This is a genomic window from Bradyrhizobium sp. 154, assembly GCF_023073875.1.
In the GTDB taxonomy this organism is placed as follows: Bacteria; Pseudomonadota; Alphaproteobacteria; order Rhizobiales; family Xanthobacteraceae; genus Bradyrhizobium.
The window spans coordinates 146,591-168,164 of the sequence record NZ_JADPKG010000027.1; the positions used below are offsets into that span (position 1 = coordinate 146,591).

Consider the following 21,574-nt stretch of genomic DNA (forward strand, 5'->3'; position numbering starts at 1 on the left):
ACGATGACCTGGATATATGAACTCCTCGCCGGCGCCGGCGTCGGTCTGGTCGCGGGATTGGCATCGGGCTTCTCGGGCACGAGCCCCGGCGGCGGCCTCGTCATCTTCTCCGTGCTGTTGCTCGGCGCCGAGCAGCACGTCGCCCAGGGCACATCTCTGATCGCACAAGTGCCGCCGACGGGCCTTGCGGGCGTACGCCGCTACTGGCAGAGCGGCAACCGCAGCCCGCTGCAATGGATCGTCTGGATCGGCATCGGATTTCTCATCGGCGGCGCCAGCGGTAGTTATGCTGCGGCCGCCACGCCCGACACAGTGCTGCAATGGACCTACGTCATCTATCTCGTCGCGCTGATCGCAGTGCTGGCGCTACGCCGCGACCGCAAGGACGGCGAGAGCAAGGCCGGCGATCCCGCCGAATTGCCGTGGCTCCCTCTGCTGCTTGTCGGCGTGCTCGCGGGCTTTTCGTCCGGCTTCATGGGCATCGGCGGCGGCCTCGCGATCACCGTCGGCCTCGCCGCGGGCCTGCGCGTACCGCAGCATCAGGCACAGCTCGTCAGCCTCATCTTCTCGGTGATCCCGACCAACAGTCCGGCGGCCTGGATTTACTGGAGCAAGGGACTGATGGTCAGCTGGCCGGCCATCATCGGCATTCTGGCCGGCCTCTGGATCGGCACCGATCTCGGCGCACGCATAGCCAATGGCGTCAGCAAATCGGTGCTGCGCCGGACCATGATCGCCCTCGTCGCGCTGATGGCGCTCTATATGACGTACAAGGCGCTGGGCTAGCCTCACGGCCGTTTCGGAATATTCAGCCCGCGCTGCACCGCCGGACGCGCGAGACCTCGTTCAAGCCAAGCGCCGACCGATTTGAACTGGCTGAACTCGACGAGATCGCCTGCGCCGTAGAAGCCGATGAGATTACGCACCCAGCCGAGCATCGAGATGTCGGCGATCGTGTAATCGTCATCCATGAACCAGTGCCGGCCGGCGAGTTGCGTCTCCATCACGCCGAGCAAGCGCTTGGACTCGCTCACGTAGCGTTCGAGTGGCCGCCTGTCCTCGAAATCCTTGCCGGCAAATTTGTGGAAAAAGCCCACCTGGCCGAACATCGGCCCGATGCCGCCCATCTGGAAATGCACCCATTGGATGGTCTGATAGCGGCGTGCGGCGTCTTCCGGCAGAAGCTTGCCGGTCTTCTCGGCGAGGTATTGCAGGATCGCCCCGGATTCGAACAGCGGTAGCGGCCTGCCGCCCGGGCCGTTCGGATCGAGGATCGCCGGGATCTTGCCGTTCGGATTGAGCGAGAGGAATTCGGTCGTCTTCTGGTCGTCCTTGCCGAAATCGACGAGGTGGACTTCGTAAGGCAATCCAATCTCTTCCAGCATAATCGAGACCTTGACGCCGTTCGGCGTCGGCAAGGAATAGAGCTGAAGCAGTTCGGGATGTTTCGCCGGCCAACGCTTGGTGATGGGAAAGGCGGAGAGATCGGACATCGAGACCTGTGGTGCATGGACTGAGGCGTGCACAATCTAGGCAGGACGCCGTCCGGCGCAAGTCACGATTCGTCCCGGCGAACCCGCGCTTATGGCGGCAGCGTTGCGAGCGCCACGATCGGAATCATTGCTTCATGTTGCAATCGGTACTCGATGAACCGTTGGCCCGTGATCAACAGCAGGGCCGTAAAGGCAACCGCGAGCATCGCGGTCGCCAATTGGCAGGTGTCATACATAGTTATCTTGTCCCTCAGCAGCCTTTGGCTTCAACGTCGGCTCAGGAACCATGTTCCTTGGCCGCTTGAAAATATTGCTACTTTTTCCCGGTCATCGAGACAAAGCCCCTTGCGCTGTTCCAAGCGCCCGCGCAGGGACCATTAAGCCTTCCAAGCGTTATCGCCGGATGAGCATCGAGAAGCGCGCACTGCTGGACCATGCTGAGCGGTGCCGCCGCGTCGCCGGCGATCTCGCACATAGCGAAGCTGCGCGGCGGCTGCAGTCCATGGCCGAGGAGTACGAACAGAGAGCAGCAAGGCTGGACGACGATGGCGTTCATCTGAAGCAGAGTTATCCTCGCCGGCGCTACACGGGAGACGGAAGCGATCGCGAGGGCTAAGGAGGGCTCAATAGTTGATCTCCATTCTCAGGCCTCGCGGATCGATCTCGTCGTCGCCGACACGTTGCGTGCTCTCGCGCGCCGCGACCGCGCAGGCGCAGGCATCGATCAGATCGTCACGGCCGATGCCGGTGCGATAGCGAAGCGTCAGCCATGTCTCGATCTTGGTGAAGCCCCGGTCTCTCAGCAGAGCAATACGCTGCGCTTGACCACGCGGTGACGTCTTCGGCTCAAGCCGAACTCGTCCGGCCAGATTCCAGAAGATCAATTCAGGATGGGCCTCGCCGATCGTCGGTTGCCGCGCCGGCGCCATGGCATCGTCGACCTCCTTGAGCTTGTCTCTGATGTTCCAGAGCTGCGCCGATACGCCCCTGCCCTTGCCCTCCTGATCCCAGTAATAGCGATTCGCCGCAGCCATATCCGGGAACGTCCACAGGTCGCGGCGCGCGCCGAGAAACACGGCAGGGCCGATCAATTCGCGCGCACGCAGATCGCAAGCGCGATAGCCGCTCGGATTCAAGCCGATCGGCATGTCGATCATCGCGCGCGCATGCGGCAACGCGAGCAGGCGCGTCAGGCCCGGTGAGTAATCGAAGCCGTGATCGCCGCGCTCATCGATCCAGGCAGCGACCCAGCCGAAGCGAAATCCATCGAGACCGAGATAGGTTGGCACTCATTCGTCCATGTCTTGCGTCCATATCTTGCAATTTCACACGCGCCGTTGCTTGACAACCGCGGGTTGCCTCCCGCGGCCTCGCGAGCACTTCCGTTCGCGACCGACAACATGAACCGAGCGATGCTGTACCGCTACGAAAGATTTGCGCGACTGTCGAACGGCCTTCGGCCAATCCGATGTCGCATGCCCGGCTCATCGGAGCGATCTTGCCTAACCGCAAGATCGACAGTCCGCTTCTCACGGACCCTCCCGAGCCTGCCGCTCCGGAGGGTTTTTTGTTGCCCGCGGCGCTTCTCCGAAGCCTCGGTTGCGTGGATCACTACCTCGAAGACGGCGTTGAATTAATGCGAAAGGACAGCGAATCCGGACGCGGGACTGCGCCTGGAACCAGCGAAATCTCTGACAGGAGCCGCGCGTCCACTCTGTGGTGCGCGCAGGAAGTGAAGCAGGAATCACGGCCATGCGACGATCCGATCCCTACATGGAACGCGCCCGCGAGCTCTGCCTCGCCGCCGGTATCGATCCCGACTCGCGCGTCGGCGAAGGACGCGGCCAGCCGGCCTGGTGCTCGTACCGCGACGCCGCGCGCAAGGAGCATCTCGCCCGCGAAGCCAACACCGCCGCGAGCGAGCTCGCGAAGCTGCGCCCGCAGGAGGCGCGCTTCCAGAATGCGCCGCTGAAGATCTTCGGTCCGCATGAGGAGGCGACCGTGGCGCAGATGCGCAACTGCATGGCGGTCGGCAATGTCGTATCCGGCGTGATCTGCGCCGACGGCCATCTCGGTTATGCCCAGCCGGTCGGCGGCGTCATCGCCTATGAGAAGCAGATCAGCATCTCCGGCGTCGGCTTCGACATCGGCTGCGGCAACATGGCCGCAAAGCTCGACACGCGCTTCGACGATATCGTCGACATCGTGCCCACGATCATCCGCGACGTCGCCAAGACGATCTCGTTCGGTGTCGGCCGGGCCAATGCCGAGCGGGCCGAGCACGCGCTGTTCGACGACGGCGATGCCTGGCGCGAGAGCGACATGGAGGCCTATCGTCAGAAGGCGGTGAGCCAGCTCGGCACGGTCGGATCGGGCAACCACTATGTCGATCTCATGCGCGACGAGGAAGGCTTTGTTTGGGTCGGTGTCCACTTCGGAAGCCGCGGCCTCGGGCACACCTCCGCGACGCGCTATCTCAAGGCCGCCGGCGGCAAGGATGGCATGAACGTGCCGCCTGCCGTGGTCGACGAGGAGTCCGAGCTCGGCCGCCGCTACATCGCGGCGATGCAGCTCGCCGGACGTTACGCCTATGCCGGCCGCGAGTGGGTCGTCGAGCGCGTCCGCCGGATCATCGGCGGCAGCGTGACCGAGAGCGTGCACAACCACCACAACTACGCCTGGCGCGAGACCCACGACGGCCGTGATTTGTGGGTGGTGCGCAAGGGCGCGACGCCGGCGTTTCCGGGCCAGAAGGGATTCGTCGGCGGCTCGATGGGTGACGACGCCGTCATCCTCGAGGGCGTCGACAGCCCCGAAGCCAAGGCCTCGCTGTACTCGACCGTGCACGGCGCCGGCCGCCTGTTCGGACGAAGGGAGGCGAAGCGGCGCTTCTCGCGCGCGGAGATGGACCGATGGCTGAGCGAGCGCGGAGTCACCCTTGTTGGTGCCGACCTCGATGAGAGCCCGATGGCCTATCGCCGCCTGCCGGACGTGCTGGCGCAGCACGCCGGCACCGTGCGGGTGCTGCACACGCTGCGGCCGTTCGCCGTCGCCATGGCCGGCGAAGGCGAGTTCGATCCGTGGAAGGACTGACGAGGACGGGCGGGAGGCAACGCCTCCGGCTCACCTTGTGTCTGGCACAGCCGACGAGCCAGGCCGAACTCTCGTCATGTCGCGCCGACCGCCTGATAGGCCAGACGCTTGAACTCGAAGAAAAAGGGATTCCAGAACCCCATGTAGCGCTGGGCCATCAGCACGCCGGCGGTGTTGGCGTCAGGGCAGATCCACCAATGGGTGCCTGCAAGCCCGCCCCACTGGAATTCACCGGTCGAGTTCGGCGGATCAAACGGCGTCGGCGCGAAGGTGACGGCGCCACCGAGACCGAACCCCTTGCCGGGGATCGGCCCGAGATTGGCGAAGCGGATGGTCTGGCCAGCGGGCAGCTGGTTCGTCATCATCAGCCGCAGCGTCTCCGGCTTCAGCAGCGCATCAGAACCGGGCAGCAACGCGCGCACCAGCGCCAGCATGTCGGGCAAGGTCGAGACCAGACCGCCGCCGCCGGACAGCCGCGGCAACGGCCGCCGATAGGCCTGCGAATAAGGCAGATGGTCGGCCCGCGTGAGGCCGGGCTTCATGGGATCGAGCACATCAGCGCCGTTATAGAGTGCCACCAGCCTGCCCTGCTGCGCTTCCGGCACATAGAAGCCTGTATCGGTCATGCCGAGCGGATCGAAGATGCGCGCCTTGAGGAAAGCGTCGAACTGCTGGCCGGAGACGACCTCGACGACGCGGCCGAGCACGTCGGTCGCCACCGAATATTCCCAGCGGTGCCGGGATGATAGGACAAGGGCAGATCGGCAAGCCGGTCGATCATGTCGGCGAGCGGCGTCAGCGGATTGAGCACGCGCGCCTCGTTGTAGCCTTTGAACAGCACCGTGCCCGGATCGAAGATGCCGTAGCTGAGCCCGGACGTGTGGGTCAGCAGCTGTCGGATCGTGATCGGGCCCCTCGCCGGCTCGACATCGGCAAGGCTCGCAGCCCCCGGCTTCAACACCGTGCGATGGCCGAGCTGCGGCAGAAATTTCTCGACGGGATCATCGAGCCCGACGCGGCCCTCCTCCACCAGCAGCATGATGGCGCAGGTGACGAAGATCTTTGTATTGGAAAATGCACGAAAAATGTGGTCGGGCCGAAGCGCGGTGTTGGCCTCGCGGTCGGCAAAGCCGACGCATTGCTGGTCGACGACATCGCGCCCCCGCAGCACAGCCCAAGATGCACCGGGGATGATCTCCTGATCGACGTAGCGCTGCATCGCCGTCCGCGCGGCGGAAAAATCAGGTGTCCTGGCGTCCATGTGTTTCCTCAAATTATGGTTGGGAACGATATAGCGCGAATTCGCCGGATATGAAGCCCGCGGCGCAGCTCATTCCTGCTTCATCAGCGCCGTCACGTGCAGGCGACGGCGAATCCGCATGCCCTGCCGCTGATAGAGCGCGATGGCGGACGCGTTGTTCGAAAATACGTGCAGGAAAGGAATTTCGCCGCGCGCCTCGATCTGCCGCGCGACCGCCGCGAGCAGCGCCTGCGCATAGCCGCGGCCGCGATGATCAGGATGCACGCACACGGCCGTCATTTCCGTGAAATTGCCTGGCTTCATCCGCTCGCCGGCCATGGCAACCAGCTCGCCGCCGGCACGGATGCCGAAGAACGTCCCCAGTTCGTGCGTGCGCAGCGCGAACGGGCCCGGCTTGGTCAGCTCTGTCAGCGCCATCATGGCGGGCACGTCGGCGGGTCCCAGCGTGACGATCTCGGCATCGCGGAGCGGGCTGTCGGCGGGCGATCCGATCATCTGCTCGCCGGTCTCGGCGAGCACGACCTTGAAGCCGGCGGGCACGTCGACCGGCTCCGGCGTAAACAGCGCAGCGACTTGCGATCCCGTCATGAGATCACCGAGCGCAGCAAAGCTTGCCGCGGACAGGTCGATCATGTCGGCAAACGGCGTCATGTCCACGGGATAGCGCAGCGCCCGCGGGCCGCCTTCGGCCAGATGCTTCTGACGCGTTGTCAGAGCGCTCCAGATCGGACGATCCAGCAGCGCCATATCGCTGTCGGACACCGGCCTAGTCCTTGTCGAAGCTGACGATCACGGCCGCATTGGCGATGAGGATGGGGTCGTTGGCCACTTCCGTGGCCGAGGGAATCTCCAGCCCGCCCTTGACTGCGTTGACAGTCACTGTGCCGTAAGGCAGCTCCTTGGCGACGGCTTCCTTGTCGACGGCTTCCGGATTGGGCACGGCGATCGTGACGTCGACAAACATGTCGTTCGCGGTCTTCCCGATCATCCGAAAAAAGCCGAGGCTCGAATGCCTGATCGCGTCCGACACCGCACGTTTCGCCGCCTTGGTGGCATCCCTGCCGTGGACGTCGACGCCCATGCCCATCTCGGTGACACAACGAACTCGGGTCATTTCATATTCCTGTGGTTGGTTGGATGTTGCCGCAAGTTGTTATCGCATTCGGGCTGGTCGGCATACCCCGTCATTGCGAGGAGCGAAGCGACGAAGCAATCCAGACTGCCTCTGCGGAACGGCTCTGGATTGCTTCGCTGCGCTCGCAATGACGGGTGTGGCGAAGTGTCGAACACACTTACGCCTTTGACTTTTCATGCGCCCGCAGCTCGTCGACCAGCACCCGCACGTTCTCCGAATAATCGATCGGAATCGAGACGAGGTGCACGCCGCCCTCCTTGAAGGCCGCCTCCAGCGTCGGGCCGAAGCTGTCGATGCTCACGATGCGATGCCCCTTGGCGCCGTAGGCCTTGGCATAGACGACAAAGTCCGGATTTCCAAAGGTCATGCCGTAATCGGCAAAATGATCTACCGCCTGCTTCCAGCGGATCATGCCGTAGGCGTTGTCCTCGAGCACCAGCACGACGAGATTGAGCTTGAGACGGACGGCACTCTCCAGCTCCTGGCTGTTCATCATGAAGCCGCCATCGCCGGCGACCGCGAGCACACGGCGGTCCGGATGGAGCATCGCGGCCATCATTGCCGACGGCAGGCCGGCACCCATCGTCGCCAGCGCATTGTCGAGCAGCAGCGTGTTGGCAACGCGAGTGCGGTAGTTGCGCGCGAACCAGATCTTGTACATGCCGTTGTCGAGCGCGACGATGCCGTTCTCCGGAATCACCTGGCGGATGTCGTGCACGATCCGCTGCGGTGTCGGCGGCCAGCGCGCCTCGGTGGCGCGATCGGCGATGTGCCTGAGAATCTCTTCGCGTAGCGGCAAAAGCGCCGCCGCCTGCGGCAGCTTGCCTTCGAGCCGATCGGCGAGCAGCTCCAGGCTCGGGCCGACGTCGCCGACGACCTCGGCGTCTGGAAAATAGACCAGCTCCACGCTCGCCGGTGTATAGCTCACGTGAATCACCTTCGGCCCCGCCGGCCCCATGATGAAGGGTGGCTTCTCGATGGGGTCGTGGCCGATCGCGACGATCAGGTCGGCGGCATCGATCGCGTCATGAACGTAGTCGCGTTCGGACAGCGCGGCGGTCCCCATATAGAGGTTGGTGCCGCCGGGCACGGTGCCCTTGCCCATCTGCGTGGTGAAGAAGGGAATGCCGGTCCGCCGCACGAAGCTTGCGATGCCATGCGTCGACCGCGGCCGGCTGGTCGCAGCGCCCATCATCACCAGCGGACGCTTTGCAGCCAGGATCATCTCGGCGGCACGGTCGAGTGCGGCACGATGGGCGACCGGAATTTCGATCGGATGGACAGGGATCACCGGGACGGCGGATACTTCGTCGCCCGCGATATCTTCTGGCAATTCGAGATGAACCGGCCCGGGCCGTTCTTCCATCGCGACGCGAAAGGCGTCGCGCACCACGGTCGGGATGCTGGAAGCGCTGACGATCTGCCGTGACAGCTTCGTCAGCGGCTTCATGGTCGCAACCACGTCGACGATCTGGAAGCGCGCCTGCCGGCTGCTCATGATCGGCTTCTGACCGGTGATCAGGATCATCGGCATCGCACCGAGATGCGCATAGGCCGCGCCGGTGGACAGATTAAGTGCGCCAGGTCCAAGCGTCGACAGACACACGCCGGGCCTGCCGGTCAGCCGCCCATGCGTGGCAGCCATGAAGGCGGCGGCCTGCTCGTGGCGCGTCAGGATCAGCTCGATCCTTGAGGTGCGGAGCGATTCGACGAGGTCGAGATTCTCCTCACCGGGGACACCGAAGATGCGGTCGACGCCCTCGTTCTCCAGCGCGGCGACAAACAAGTCCGATCCTTTGACTTTGTGGTCCTGTCCGCTCATGTGGTCTCCGCTTGCTGCACGTCCCACGCTCCGGGAGCGGCCGCATGGTAGCGGCTCGCGGCACGGGCACAACTCACAAAGAGGCGCGCGAGAGCTCCAGCCTCGTCATTGCGCGCGCAGCGAAGCAATCCAGCGTCTCTCCCGGATCCATTTCCTGCGCTCGCACTGAGAGAGTGTGGAGCGACAGCCTCCACCTCTCGCGTGTCCCGGCCGCGGTGTAGCACGCGTGACCGGCGGCTCCCGCGGCATCGCCGCGGCGATCTCCCGTCGGCCGGCGCAAGGGAAGCGCGGTTGCGATCTGCGCCATGCGAGGACCTCTTGACCTGCCCAAAGCGATTGACAGCAGGAGATACCTGACTAAAGTCAGACATCATGCTCGACCCCGTCTCCCGCGTCCGCCGCTTCAACCGCGCCGTCACTTCCGCTGTCGGTGCACTGGATACCTCGTTCCTGGGCCGCGGCCGGCCGCTTGGCGCGGCGCGGGTGCTCAACGCGATCGGCCACGGCCGCTCGGACGTGGCGGAAATCCGCGACTATCTCGGTCTTGATTCCGGATTGATGAGCCGGCTGCTTCGCAGCCTCGAGGACGAAGGGCTGATCGAGACCAATGCGCGCGAGGACGATGCGCGCCGGCGCATGGCAAAGCTCACGCGCGCGGGCCGGCGCGAGTTCGCAGCCTATGAGGCGCTGTCGAACGCGCAGGCGGACGGCATCCTCGCGCAACACTCGCAAGCCGAGGCGCTGCTGGCGGCGATGGACCTGATCGCCTCCGCGCTGACGCGCGAGCGTGTCACGCTGAACGAGATGGACCCGCAAGGCGCGGAGGCCCGCTATTGCCTCGGCGAGTACTATGCCGAGCTCGGGCGCCGCTTCAAGCAGGGCTTCGACGTGTCGCGCTCGCGTGATCCCGATGCCAAGGACATGCGCCGGCCGCGCGGCACATTCATCGTTGCGATCTCGGACACGCTGCCGATCGGCTGCGTCGGGCTGAAGGGCACCGATCACGGCTATGCCGAGATCAAGCGGCTGTGGGTTGCGCCCGCCGCGCGCGGATTGCGGCTCGGCCGCCGCCTGATGGATGCGACCGAAGATGCTGCGCGCGAGCTCGGCATCAGGCTGCTGCGGCTGGACACCAACAGCGCGCTGCCCGAGGCCGGCCAGCTTTACCGCAGCACCGGCTGGCGCGAGATTCCTCGCTTCAACGACGATCCCTATCCCGATCTGTTCTTCGAAAAGCGGCTGTGACGCCGCGAGGCGAATTCGCCTCCTGCCGCGTTATCCTTGCAGCATGGAGCTTCACGATGAACAGCGCCGATCTCGCCGACCGCTATCGCAATTACATCGCCTGCCTGAACCGGCAGGACTGGCCGGGCCTCGGCCAGTTCGTGCATGACGATGTCGTCCACAACGGCCGCCCGCTCGGCCTGTCTGGCTATCGTGCGATGTTGGAGCAGGACTTTCGCGACATCCCGGATCAGCGTTTCAACATCGCGCTGCTGACCTCAGATCCGCCCACCATCGCGTGCCGGCTGGCATTCGACTGCGCGCCGGTCGGACAATTCCTGGGACTCGAGGTGAACGGCAGGCGCGTGTCCTTTTGCGAGCACGTCTTCTACGCGTTTCACAATGGAAAGATCCGGCAGGTCTGGTCGGTGATCGACAAGGCGGCGATCGAGGCGCAGCTCTGATGCTGCGCCTCGATCACGAACTTATGCCGGCGCCGCTGCCACCTCGCCTTGCGGCTTTGCGAACGGGCGGAACGTCATTGCCATCAGGAAGGCCCCGAGACCCATCGCCCAGGAGGCGATATAGAGCCAGGCATAGCTCGAGAACGCGTCGTAGATCAGGCCGCCGGCGAGCGGACCGGTTGCCATGCCGAGGCTGCCGGCCATCGCCGTGCCGCCGATCACCGTGCCCATCATCTTGAGCGGAAAGTTCTCGCGGATGAGCACGGCGTAGAGCGGCATGGTGCCGGCATAGATGAAACCGAAGACGGCGCCGACCGCGTAGAACGTCGTGAGCTGATGCGCGAAGACGTAGGCGAGCGCACCGAACGCCTGGAGCAGGAGGCCGGAGACCAGCACCCGCTTGGCGCCGAAGCGGTCGCCGAGCACGCCGAAGGCGATGCGGCCGCCCAGGCCGGCAAAACCCTCGATGCTGTAGATCGTCACTGCCGCGACCAGCGGAATGCCGCAGCTCACGGCATAGCTGACGGTGTGGATGATCGGACCGGAATGGGTGGCGCAGCAGAAGAAGTTGGTGGCGAGCAGGATCAAAAATTGCGGCGAGCGCAATGCCTCGCCCATCGACAGCTCGCCCTGCCCGGCCCCCTCGCCCGTTGGTGCGGCGGCCGCGTGCGCGAGCGCCGGCGGACGGCGCACCAGGAACGAGACCGGGATCATGATGGCGCCGACCACCAGGGCGACAATCTGCATCGAGGTCCGCCAATCGTGGCCGGAAACGAGCCAGGCCGCGAACGGCGCCATCGTCATCGGCGCCATGCCCATGCCAGCCGACACCAGCGACACGGCGAGGCTGCGATGGGTCTCGAACCAGCCGGTCACGGTCGCCATCATCGGCGCGAAGATCGCCGCGCAGGCCGCCCCGACCAGGAGCCCGAACACAAACTGGAAAACGATCAGCGAGGTCGCATGGCTCGCGGCGAACAGGCTCAGCGCCAGCACGGTCGATCCCGTCAGCACCACCGGCCGCGGCCCGAATCGATCCGTCAGCGTGCCCCAGGCCATGCTGGTGAAGGCCATTGCCAGAAAGCCGATCGTCATCGCGCTGGAGATGCCGGTCACCGACCAGCCGGTGTCCTTCGCGATCGGCTGCAGGAACACCGGCAGCGAAAACATGCCGCCGATCGCGACGCAGCCGAGCAGGCCGCCGGCGGCGACGATCACCCAGCGATAGGGGGATTGGGTCATTTGGGTCTCCCGTTCAGGTCTGTCTTGCGTGGAAGACGAATGGGAACAGCCGGGGTCGACAAGCCGACGTAAAATTTTGCGGCACGTTTTGTGATCTGCCAATTAAAAGTCGCGAAAACAACCCCATGCACAGTAGCCGGGTGCTGCAAGATCAACGACTTAGGGTGCTGGCACCTCACGATGCGCGAGCCGCAATTTGACTCGTCGGGCAAAACAGCTGCACAATGGCATCATCCCACTGATCCTGACCTGGTCCACGATTGCGATCGTGACCATTCGTCCGTCCGCTCTCCAGACGCTCGCCGCGCCGCGTGCGGCTGTGTCCGACGATGCGTCGCGATGTGCTCCTCCATCGGCGCGCTGAAATGCAGGGAACCCGTCCATGCCCAAGATTGACCTCGCCAGGACGCCGGCCCGCAAGGGTTCCGGCTATCCGGCGCCCTTCAGCACCCCATGCGCCGACCGCATCCGGCAGCGGCTCGGTGATGCCGGAGGCCTGTCGGATTTCGGCGTCAACCTGATGCGCCTGCCGCCGGGCGGTTGGTCGAGCCAGCGGCACTGGCATTCGCACGAGGACGAATTCGTCTATGTGCTGGAAGGCGAAGTGACGCTGATCGAGAACGACGGCGAAACCGTGCTGCGCGCGGGCGATTGCGCCGCCTTTCCCAAGGCAAGCGGCAACGGCCATCACATGATCAACAGGTCGAATGCGACGGCGGTCTATCTCGAAATCGGCTCGCGCTCGCAAGACGACCTCATCACCTGCTCCGACATCGACATGATGAGCCCGGCATCCGACGGCCGCTTCCTGCACAAGGACGGCACGCCGTATCCGGACGCGTGATGCCCTGCATGACCATCCGCCCCCTCCTCCGCTACCCCGACCGCCGACTCGCGACGCCAGCGCGCCCCGTGACCGCGTTCGACGACGGCTTGCGCGAACTTGCGCACGACTTGCTCGACACGATGCGCGCCGCACCGGGCATCGGCATCACCGCGCCGCATATCGGAGTGCCCTTGCGCGTCGTGGTGCTCGAGCTCGACGCCAGGGACGACGGCCCGCTCACCTATGTCAATCCGGTCATTGAATGGGCCTCGCCCGAGATGATCCTGCATCGCGAAGGCAGCGTCTCGATGCCCGGCGTCAACGACGAGGTCCAGCGCCACGCGCGCGTGCGGATCAGCTATCAGGATCTCGACGGCAACACACGAACCGAGGAATCGGACGGCCTGCGCGCGGTGTGCCACCAGCACGAGATCGACCAACTCGACGGCATGTTCTGGATCCAGCGGCTGTCGCGGCTGAAGCGGGAGCGACTGGTGAAGCGGTTCGAGAAGATGTCGCGAAGTTGAGGCGTCGCCGGGGCGGCGATGAGGTTCAATCCCCTGCGCGCAGTAGCCTGATCTGCTTCAGTTCGCTGATGCTCATTCACATGAACAGTCATGGCCCGGCGGTCGTGGATAACGGCCTCTCCGTTGCTCGCGATCGGCTGGGACAGGCCGCGGTCCGAGGACCTATTTCAGCGGCAGAAAGAGCTCCGCGACCGTCTCATGCTCCGGCACCTCCGGGAAGAAGCTCAGCCGCTGGCAATAGATCGGGAAGTCGCGCGCTTCCTCGCCGCTGGCCGGAAGCCAGTCGCGATAAAGATAGAGCGCGGCGGGCTCCAGATTGTTGGTGTAGCCGACCACGCGCAGCACGGCGCAGCGGCCGCCGGGGATCTCGCCGGCCTTGATCCCTTCGCCATTGGCCACGATCGCCCGGTCGGTACCGACGCAAAGGTCCACGCTGTAGTCGGCGGGCGAGGCAGGACGCCGTTCGGAGCGCCAGACGTTGAAGGTCGGATTTGTCCTGGGGTGCAGGCCCGCTGCCTTGCGCCACGCGATGAAGCGCTGGAGGGTAGCTTGTAGCGTTGCCGGGTCGCCTCGATGCTCCATGATCGCCACCTTCGTGGTGGGCACATCGCGGATCGTCACGTCGTCACGGGTAAAGGTCGTCTGCATGAGCTTGCTCCTCGCGTTGTCGAGAGGCCCGAAGGCCGCAAGCCACGGTTCCCAGTCGGGAGATTTCCGGAACGACGACGGCGATTGCCCGAACCGTTGCCGAAAGGCGCGGGCGAAGGCGTCCGGTGCGTCGTAGCCGGCCTCGATCGCGATGTCCGTGACTCTCTGCGCGTCCGTGTAGGCGAGCTGATGCGAAGCGCGCTTCATGCGGGCGAGCTGGACATAGCGATGCACGGACAGCCCGAAGGTCGCCGAAAACTGCCGGTGGAAATGAAATTTCGAGAAGGCCGCAACACCGCTCAACGTGTCGAGGTCCAGATCATGGTCGAGATGCCGGTCGATATGGTCCAACACCCGTCGCATCCGGTCCTGATAGGTTTGCAGCGCCGCCTTCATCGTCCTTCCTCCGTGGCGGCTCCAGTTAGCTGCGGACGGCCATGGCGTGCTCGACCGATCTTGCGGTTTGTACTGTCGTCGCCCGGCTCGACCGGGCGACCCAGTACGCCGCGGCCTCTCGGTTCAATCATGATCGTCTCTGGATACTGGATCACCCAATCAAGTCGGACGATAACACCGAGCGTGTGGCGCGAACGGGCGCCTCGGCCACCCTACCCGCCCGCCATCAGCTCCTTCGCCAGCGCCATGTAGGCCGGCAGTGTCACGGGATCGTTGGCGGCGTTGCCCGCCATGGGATGCGAGGCATAGCGGGCGATCACCATTTCGGCTTTGGGATCGATGTAGATGCCCTGGCCGTGGACGCCGCGCGCCATATAGGCGCCGTGGGCATTGTGGCTGACCCACCATTGATTGCGGTAGGAGGCGCCCGGCAGCGTGGTGTAGCCGGCCGGCTTGAATTTCTGGGGATCGCCGCCGCGCGCGATGTCCTCGACCACAGACGAAGGCACGATCTGGCGGCCGTTGAAGCGGCCGTGATTGCGCATGGTCTCGCCGAAGCGGGCGAGATCGCGCAGTGTCGTGGAGAGACCGCCACCGCCGCTCTCGGTGCCGATGCGGTCGACGTGATAATGCGCGTCCTCCTCTGCACCCATCGGCTGCCAGATGCGCTCGGAGAGAAGATCGGACAGCGTCATGCCGCTGACGCGGCGGCAAATCCAGGCCAGCACGTCGGTGTTGATCGTCTTGTAGGCAAAGGCCTTGCCGTGCTCGCCCTGCTTCTTCTGCGCGATGAGGAAATCGAAGATCGTGGTCGCGCCGTCATAACCCGGCGGGATCGGCGCCATGCCGTTCGCACGTCGCAATCCCCACACATCCGAATTCTTGTCGGTGTAGACCTCCGTGTATGCGAGCCCCGTGGTCATATCCATGACCTCGTGCACGCGCGCGTCGGCGAACGCGCTTGCCTTCAGCTCCGGCACATAATCCGTGACGGGCGCCTGCGGATCGATCTTGCCCTCGGCGACCAGCATGCCCGCCAGCACGCCGGTGAACGACTTCGTCACCGACATCGCGATATGCGGTTTGTGCGGCTTCAAGGCACCGAAATAGCGCTCATAAATCAGCTTGCCCCGATGCAGCACCGCGATGCCGTCGGTGTAGGTCTCCTCCAGCATTTTTGCGAACGTAAGCGGGCGGCCGTCCATCGTAATCGAGGCGACCGCGCCGATGTCATGGTCCTCCCGCGGCAGCACCGACGCCGGCCCCGCCCCGCGCCAGACGTTCACCGTCGGCACCAGCTGGCGGATGTTGCTCCAGGCCCAGCGCAGTTCGGGGAAGCTGCGGAACGAGCCGTCCTGGAAGGTAATGGTGCGGTCGGGCGGCGGCGGAAAACCACGCATCCAGCCGAGGGTTTCGGGGTCGGTGGAGGTGGGCGTCGTGGGAGGTTGAGCGGTGGCGGCGGTCGACATAAACACAGCTCCGGAGGGCGGTGCAGTGTTGTATCATGGCGGAGCGCAACACACATCGGACGCCAGCGCTGGGCACCTGCGCGAGATCAGGACTACGGCAAGTCTCGAAACAGCTCGAGCACAGGACCGAGTCACACCATCGAAAGGGCCTCGTTTAAGATGGTCTGGCGCTTCAATCGGTCTAGAGATACCTCTCCTAAGGCCTGATAAATTTCCACGACCTTATTGAAAACCAAAGTCGCTGGCTGACCATGCTGGCCCATCGCCCCAATGATTTGGGCCGCTTCCACTTCCGCTCGCTTAGAGTTTAGCTGTGGGACAGTTTTACTACTTACGATCGCGCGAACCAGTGGCAACATGTGCCATTTAAAGCGTTTCATGTTCTGTGGAATGGTGCTGTTCGAAACAAGCAGATTGAAACGGTACATGGTCAAACACGATGCATAAAAGACCGACTCCTTCGTCTCGTCGGCAAAAATAGATTTCGTCAGCTCTTCGTACATCTGTTTCGGATATCGGGCAGCCAGTTCGGGCCGATTGCAAAACATTGCCGCCACACACTTCGCGGCATTGTGAAGAGAAAAGATTCTCGTTGCCGGGATATCTTGTCCGACGTACTGGCGATCTCGCCGTTCGAGATGAAGCCGACTCTCCATGCCATCGTAAGTGTTGAAGTACTGCTCAACTCGCTTGATTATTGGACGCAATGAAAGGAACTGCGTATCCTCCACTTTCGTCTGACTATTTGTTGCACGGACTAGCTCAGAGAAAACGTCCTCAAGCTGCGTCTTCACCACTTTGATGTTGACCATAACGTCGCCCAACGCATTGCGATTTTCAAAGAGCACGTTGGACGTCTGACATCCGTTGACGATCTGGTAGTTACGTAGATGCAGGGTGGTACCCTGCAATTTGATATCGGGACTGACGATTGTGATTCCGTTGTTCAATACTGGAAACCGGCTCGCCGCCTCTGATCCCAGAGTTGCCGCGATGGATTGGTTGACCGGATTATCGTGACCGAGGAACGAACGGACGTTCTCCTCGAATACCTGCGTCCGCAAATTTCCATCGTCCGACACAAGGAGGTTAGTTACAAAGTCGCTCGCCCGAACCACAGCCAAGTAAGCTTCGTCAATTCCGGCAATGTTCGGTAGGGCCGCTGTACTGAAAGCAGGCAAGCTCGCGTCAATCCCGGAGTACGTACTCACCCACATTCGTGTGAGTTCGTCTCGGTCGATAAACCGGACGTCAATGTCGTGAAACAAACCAAGCTCTTTAAGCTGAATTTGAAAATCAGCTAACGCGGTCTCAAGGGCCGCTGGTTTCTGATAAAGGCCGGTCGTGACAAAGCGCGCAGTCAACGAAGGCTTGCCGTTCCGAATTTTCGGCACTTCGTTGACTACAACGTCGAAGATTTGCCGTGCCTCTATCAATACATCATTAGTTACGAGGTAGGGCGATTGAGTCGCAAAACGAAGTATCGCCTCTTTGAACTTGAGAAAATCACCGAGATCGAAACCTTCGGACCGCTTAGCCTGAATAAACTGAACATCGACGTCGTGGTTTCGCCGAGACGAAGAAAAAATGTCCTTTGCGTCTTCGTTAGAAGTTGTAACGATCTCATCAATGACAATGGCGGCCCCATCGATCCCATCCTCGCCCGCCCCTGCGGAAATGTCGTCGAGATCGAACGCAGCGCTATAGCGCGACGAAAGAACACAGTAGATCGCAAACTTCTCAAACTGAATTGATTCTTCGTCCGCTTCGAGTCCTTGACTCTGAACAAAACTGTTTAGATGCGCCTTTATAATTCTATGCATCTATTGTTGCTCCTCAAAGCGCCTCAACACCGGCGAGACCACATTGGCCTCAACTCGCCCCCCTACTCCCACTCAATCATTCGGGAAGATGTTTTCGCGTTGATTTCCAAGCACAAATCCTTGGAGCTGACGGACAAATGCCGACGGTCCGGCCGTTCCAATTTTTCGGTCTTGAATTCACAGAAAAATTCGAGCCGTACGCGATCTTGGCCATTTCGCTACCTATCGGAGTCAATTGACTGATCAGCACTGCCTGCGTGCCCAAGGCTGCCATTACCGCACTGGTTCGGCGCAGGTTCAAATACCGTCAGAGAGCAGGAGCGCGCTTGTCCGGTCGTTCAATGCCCCTCACGTCCCTTGCCGCTGCGCTCCAGCCATACTGGCCTGCTTTGCGCCAGAAGCGACCTTCTCTGTCAGCTCGAGCTTTGTCGACCGAAAGTTCGCTCTGCGCCCGCCGCCGCCAACGCAAGTTTTCGGTTGAGCACCGCGAACCTCGGTTGCGATCGTACCACTAGTTTGCGGAGTGCCCGAATTTGTCGACGAACTGAAGATCCTGGCTCTCGTCAGGAGAGGCCTCTTGTCGGCGGAAGGGGTGTCTTGTCAACCTCGTTGAACCAACTGGCTTTTTCTTCGGCTTCGGACAAATTGCTACGGTGTTTGCAACGGTTGCCTCAACACCATCCCGACCGTAGTTGCGCATCCGAGCCCCGGCCGCGAACGTAAATCCAGAGAAGCCCATCGCGATCGCAAGCACTGTCCCTTGTACGCCGCTTAGCGGGGACGACTTCACTTGTTGCGGATCAGGTCAATCACGCCATTAGGCGGACCTTCATGCGACTTGCGGCGCAGCGTAGACGACTGGAATCGAGTGCGGCGCACCTTCCAGCTAGATTGCCGACCGCACCGGGGCTGGAGAATTTGAGCACGGCAAGGATAGTTCTTCCGGTGGGCCGCCGAGCGATCGGCGGCCATTTTGCTTTTCGCACGGCCCCGGATTTTCCCGGGTGTCTCGGCGTCCCGTTGGCAATACTTTGTCAAGGACTCAAGGCGACGCTACGGTCATATTCGCCACATCGATTTTTCGCATGCCCGCATTTTGGACGAAACAACTTCAAGACCTGATTGACCTGGCGCAGGAGCGCATCCGCCACCTGGAATCTGGCGATGCGGCGTCGGACACTGCTCGGATCGAGTCCGAACGCGTGATGATTGCGCGGCTGCAGAGAACGATCGATGCACTTAACGTTGGTCCTGCGCGGTCGAGGGCGTAGGCAATCTCTACCTGTGCAGAACAGGGGATCAGGATCAGGTCAAAAACCTGTATCCTTCATGAGCTTTTCCGCGCCCTGACGTGCCCAGAGAATTTTGATGAAGTGAAAGATTCTCCCATATTGCACTGTGTCGGCATCAAGCCGAATGTTCGGCCGCAGCGGTTTCTGAAACCGGGCAAATTCACTCGGACAAAGCAGAGGCCGGGCCCCGTCATCCCACGCCGCAAATTCGGCGTCGGTGAAGAGATCACCCCGATTGAGGCGATCAGACAACTCCTCCCAGAGTGCATACAGCGCTGGATAGTTCGGCGAGATGCGCGAGATGGGCCTTCGCGGCGTTCTGGTCTATTGCCACTGCGGCCGTCACGTTTCGCTCAGCGCCGATCGCTGGCCGGACGATGTTCGCCTGTCTGACGTCGAGCCCCGTTTCGTTTGCGGCGGATGCGGCAGCCGCGGAGCTGAGGTCAGGCCCGATTTCTCAAGTGGCAGACCACCCCAATTTTGCGATTCAGAAATGAAGCGTCCCGCCCCGCCTGCATGAGCCTGCGCCAGGATGGGATTGTTGGACAGTGGCCCACAAAAGGGCGGCCTCAGCGCTGGGCGCAGCCGAGGCCGCTAGGGTCTGCTCCGGAGCTCTTAGGGGCACCGGAGCGGAGACCCAATTTCCGCAATTGCCACTTGTTCCCGACTCGTAAAATGCTCCGAAATTCCTTATCTTTAGCCCATGCGTATGGCGTACGAGCTCTGCCTGGCGACCGCCGGCAAGCAGGTCCCCTCAGGGCCCGACTGGTTCCATGAAGTAAAGCACGATGGCTATCGGATGCTGGTCATTCGAGAGGACAAGCGCGTGCGTCTGCTGTCTCGCAACGGGACCGACTGGACCAAGCGCTATCCCTGGATCGCCGAGGCGGCGCTCAAAAACCGAGAGAAGCACTTCGTGGTCGATGGTGAAGCCGTGATCCTAGGAGTGGACGGTATCTCTGATTTCAATGCCCTGCACTCCCGCAGGCACGACCATGAAGTCCAGCTCTACGCTTTCGACGTGCTGGCAGTGGGTGGCGACGACCTACGCGATTTGCCGCTGCATGTGCGGAAGACAAAGCTGGAGCGGCTACTGGCGCAACGACCCGACGGCATCACCGTGGCTCCTTTCTAGCGCGGCGAGATCGGACCTGACTTGTACCGCGCTGCGTGCCGTATGGGCCTCGAGGGCTTGGTTTCCAAGCATTGCGATCGGCCGTATTGTGGCGGCCGGCAGAAACACTGGATCAAGGTGAAGAACCGCAGCCATCCTGCCATGGAGCCGGGAGTTATGACGGATGACGGTAAACCTTCAGGCTGGCAGCCGCGGACCGAACGGGACCATTTCATCCGCTGCCCGATCTGCGGAAAGATGCTGGACATGCGCGACCTGGGCGAGGTGATCTCCCACCTCCACGGCCAGGAAATCGAAGAAGAGCCAACAGTGCATTGAAAGGCGCGCCCGCGTGAACCGGCGGGCCACTGAGGCGGCTTACTGCGGAGGCTTGTATTCTCGGTTAAGCAGCTCCAGTCGTCGTTCGAGCTCTTCTTTCTTCGCCACTAGCCGCTGGGCGAGAATATCATTGACGACCGTGTGCAGTTGCCACAGTTCTTCGAGAGACATGCTTTCAAACGGCTTCCGCTCCATGAATCACCCGACCCACGCGTTCCCATAGCTTGGGCTTAGAAGCGGGAGCCTGGCAATTCTGTGTAGGTTGAGAGGGAAGGTTATCTACAGGTGCGGCGTCGGGCCACCTTCTTGAAAGCCGACCGGCTCGCCCTCAACCGAAAACGCCGCAACTCAGCCTGCGCCAGTCGATTCCGCAGGTTAGCCAATTCGGCCATCTGACCTTCGAGAAATGCAAATCGCTTCTGCAGTGAAATGGCGCGGTGGAAAACAACCTGATCAAAGGTACTCAACATTATCCCTCAACCCAATAAAATGATTTAAAGTACGCCAGATATCGTGGCAGAATAATCACTGCGTTTAATGTTCACTAGTGTGCACAACTCAAAAAAATGCCCGCCAGCGTGAACCGGCGGGCTCCCGTCGCAAATCCCGCCTCTCATCACGCGGCGGTGTCGTACGGGCGGTTTGGGCGATGTGCTCACGCACGAACGTGGGCCCTCCAGTGCATGCAGAACCGGCTTGCGTTGTCGGCGCCCATGGAGAAAAGCCCGGGCCGGTGGACCGGGCTTAGGCAATCTTGTCCCTGCCCGTCCCCAGTCCCGGAGGCCAGTTGTCATGGGGCTTTGAACCTGGCAATCGACTCGCGCAGATTCCTCAGATAATCGAGCAACGGACCCTGCCCGACGTGTTCATCCGGCTCTTTCTGCTAAAAAGCCGAAAAGGATGGGGCGGCCGCCAGTAAACAGCGAGGCGGTGAACGTCCGCATGACCTGGCGCGCTGAAAATATTAGATGATTGGCGTCGCCAGCGGGAAGACCTTCCCGGCCGACCCGAAGCCATCCGCCGCCTCGTCGAGATCGGGCTGAAGGCGAAAGGGAAATAAGCTCAAGCTGAGCCACTAGCGGCGCGCCACAGGCAGAGCGATCGAGCCGTCATAAGGCTGTGGCATAGACGTTGCATCATAACTGCCAACTGAGATTTCAGTGCTCAGGTAGAAAATAGGCGCTCCCGAGACACATATTTCGGGCTTGGACCGTTTTTAATATCTTGGGACTTGGCTCATGGCTTACGACGCAGCCACCGTACAGATGCTTCGCGACGTTCTCGACGAAGTTCTCTCCAGCCCGTCGTTCACCCTTCAGCGGCAGCGATCCGCCATAGAGGTCGCCGAGCGCGTGCTTAAGCTCGCTGCCCAGGGGGAGCGTCAACCCGAGAACATCAAGCGACAC

At 62.4% G+C, this 21,574-nt stretch carries 19 protein-coding genes and 2 pseudogenes; 10 read left to right on the forward strand and 11 right to left on the reverse strand.

What is annotated here, in order from left to right; genetic code table 11:
- Window positions 1-3 precede the first annotated feature (3 nt).
- Window positions 4-786, forward strand: coding sequence for a sulfite exporter TauE/SafE family protein (locus IVA92_RS05460; protein ID WP_247281664.1), 783 nt, complete (start codon window positions 4-6; stop codon window positions 784-786).
- Between the two features lie 2 nt (window positions 787-788).
- On the opposite strand, the gene IVA92_RS05465 is transcribed toward IVA92_RS05460, so the two are convergent.
- Entirely contained in the window at window positions 789-1,493 is a 705-nt protein-coding gene (locus IVA92_RS05465) for a glutathione S-transferase N-terminal domain-containing protein (protein ID WP_247281665.1), read from the reverse strand.
- Between the two features lie 403 nt (window positions 1,494-1,896).
- On the opposite strand from IVA92_RS05465, the gene IVA92_RS05470 reads away from it, so the two are divergent.
- The gene (locus IVA92_RS05470) at window positions 1,897-2,109 is read left to right on the forward strand and encodes a hypothetical protein (protein ID WP_247281666.1); all 213 of its coding nucleotides are present in this window, start codon (window positions 1,897-1,899) and stop codon (window positions 2,107-2,109) included.
- Window positions 2,110-2,116: 7 nt separating this feature from the next.
- On the opposite strand, the gene IVA92_RS05475 is transcribed toward IVA92_RS05470, so the two are convergent.
- Window positions 2,117-2,782, reverse strand: coding sequence for a DUF429 domain-containing protein (locus IVA92_RS05475; RefSeq protein WP_247281667.1), 666 nt, complete (start codon window positions 2,780-2,782; stop codon window positions 2,117-2,119).
- Between the two features lie 463 nt (window positions 2,783-3,245).
- Here IVA92_RS05475 and IVA92_RS05480 point away from each other — a divergent pair, with 463 nt between their 5' ends.
- Window positions 3,246-4,586: an RtcB family protein gene (locus IVA92_RS05480; RefSeq protein ID WP_247281668.1), complete on the forward strand. Its 1,341-nt coding sequence runs from the start codon at window positions 3,246-3,248 to the stop codon at window positions 4,584-4,586.
- Window positions 4,587-4,660: 74 nt separating this feature from the next.
- On the opposite strand, the pseudogene IVA92_RS35945 reads toward IVA92_RS05480, so the two are convergent.
- The 4 genes and pseudogenes from IVA92_RS35945 to IVA92_RS05505 form a co-directional block, all read right to left on the reverse strand.
- Window positions 4,661-5,847: pseudogene (locus IVA92_RS35945) on the reverse strand (serine hydrolase domain-containing protein).
- A 69-nt stretch (window positions 5,848-5,916) separates the two neighbouring features.
- Window positions 5,917-6,609 carry a GNAT family N-acetyltransferase gene (locus tag IVA92_RS05495; protein ID WP_247281671.1) on the reverse strand — a complete coding sequence of 231 codons (693 nt, stop codon included), beginning with the start codon at window positions 6,607-6,609 and terminating at the stop codon, window positions 5,917-5,919.
- 4 nt (window positions 6,610-6,613) lie between these two features.
- On the reverse strand, window positions 6,614-6,961 hold the full coding sequence (locus IVA92_RS05500) for a Lin0512 family protein (RefSeq protein WP_200454603.1): 348 nt from the start codon (window positions 6,959-6,961) through the stop codon (window positions 6,614-6,616).
- Between the two features lie 178 nt (window positions 6,962-7,139).
- A complete protein-coding gene (locus tag IVA92_RS05505; RefSeq protein WP_247281672.1) occupies window positions 7,140-8,804 on the reverse strand; it encodes an acetolactate synthase large subunit in 1,665 nt (554 codons plus the stop codon).
- A 372-nt stretch (window positions 8,805-9,176) separates the two neighbouring features.
- Between IVA92_RS05505 and IVA92_RS05510 the strand changes: the two genes are divergently transcribed.
- A complete protein-coding gene (locus IVA92_RS05510; RefSeq protein WP_247281673.1) occupies window positions 9,177-10,049 on the forward strand; it encodes a bifunctional helix-turn-helix transcriptional regulator/GNAT family N-acetyltransferase in 873 nt (290 codons plus the stop codon).
- A 56-nt stretch (window positions 10,050-10,105) separates the two neighbouring features.
- Window positions 10,106-10,492: an ester cyclase gene (locus IVA92_RS05515; protein ID WP_247281674.1), complete on the forward strand. Its 387-nt coding sequence runs from the start codon at window positions 10,106-10,108 to the stop codon at window positions 10,490-10,492.
- Between the two features lie 21 nt (window positions 10,493-10,513).
- Here the strand turns inward: IVA92_RS05515 and IVA92_RS05520 are convergent, their stop codons facing one another.
- Window positions 10,514-11,734: an MFS transporter gene (locus IVA92_RS05520; RefSeq protein ID WP_247281675.1), complete on the reverse strand. Its 1,221-nt coding sequence runs from the start codon at window positions 11,732-11,734 to the stop codon at window positions 10,514-10,516.
- Window positions 11,735-12,116: 382 nt separating this feature from the next.
- Between IVA92_RS05520 and IVA92_RS05525 the strand changes: the two genes are divergently transcribed.
- Window positions 12,117-12,578 carry a cupin domain-containing protein gene (locus IVA92_RS05525; RefSeq protein WP_247281676.1) on the forward strand — a complete coding sequence of 154 codons (462 nt, stop codon included), beginning with the start codon at window positions 12,117-12,119 and terminating at the stop codon, window positions 12,576-12,578.
- Window positions 12,579-12,586: 8 nt separating this feature from the next.
- Window positions 12,587-13,087, forward strand: a complete 501-nt coding sequence (locus tag IVA92_RS05530) for a peptide deformylase (RefSeq protein ID WP_247281677.1) — start codon at window positions 12,587-12,589, stop codon at window positions 13,085-13,087.
- A 162-nt stretch (window positions 13,088-13,249) separates the two neighbouring features.
- Here the strand turns inward: IVA92_RS05530 and IVA92_RS05535 are convergent, their stop codons facing one another.
- The 4 genes from IVA92_RS05535 to IVA92_RS05550 form a co-directional block, all read right to left on the reverse strand.
- The gene (locus IVA92_RS05535; protein WP_247281678.1) at window positions 13,250-14,131 is read right to left on the reverse strand and encodes an AraC family transcriptional regulator; all 882 of its coding nucleotides are present in this window, start codon (window positions 14,129-14,131) and stop codon (window positions 13,250-13,252) included.
- A 212-nt stretch (window positions 14,132-14,343) separates the two neighbouring features.
- Window positions 14,344-15,600, reverse strand: coding sequence for a serine hydrolase (locus tag IVA92_RS05540; RefSeq protein ID WP_247281679.1), 1,257 nt, complete (start codon window positions 15,598-15,600; stop codon window positions 14,344-14,346).
- Between the two features lie 131 nt (window positions 15,601-15,731).
- On the reverse strand, window positions 15,732-17,423 hold the full coding sequence (locus IVA92_RS05545) for an AIPR family protein (RefSeq protein WP_247281680.1): 1,692 nt from the start codon (window positions 17,421-17,423) through the stop codon (window positions 15,732-15,734).
- A gap of 1,310 nt (window positions 17,424-18,733) precedes the next feature.
- Window positions 18,734-18,967: a hypothetical protein gene (locus IVA92_RS05550; RefSeq protein WP_247281681.1), complete on the reverse strand. Its 234-nt coding sequence runs from the start codon at window positions 18,965-18,967 to the stop codon at window positions 18,734-18,736.
- 31 nt (window positions 18,968-18,998) lie between these two features.
- On the opposite strand from IVA92_RS05550, the pseudogene IVA92_RS05555 reads away from it, so the two are divergent.
- The 3 genes and pseudogenes from IVA92_RS05555 to IVA92_RS05565 all read left to right on the forward strand — a co-directional run.
- Window positions 18,999-19,235: pseudogene (locus tag IVA92_RS05555) on the forward strand (hypothetical protein); the annotation flags it as partial.
- Window positions 19,236-19,424: 189 nt separating this feature from the next.
- Window positions 19,425-19,850 (forward strand): DNA ligase, encoded by a 426-nt coding sequence (locus IVA92_RS05560; RefSeq protein WP_247281682.1) that lies wholly within the window; start codon window positions 19,425-19,427, stop codon window positions 19,848-19,850.
- 42 nt (window positions 19,851-19,892) lie between these two features.
- Entirely contained in the window at window positions 19,893-20,168 is a 276-nt protein-coding gene (locus tag IVA92_RS05565; RefSeq protein ID WP_247281683.1) for a hypothetical protein, read from the forward strand.
- The last annotated feature ends 1,406 nt before the right edge of the window (window positions 20,169-21,574 follow it).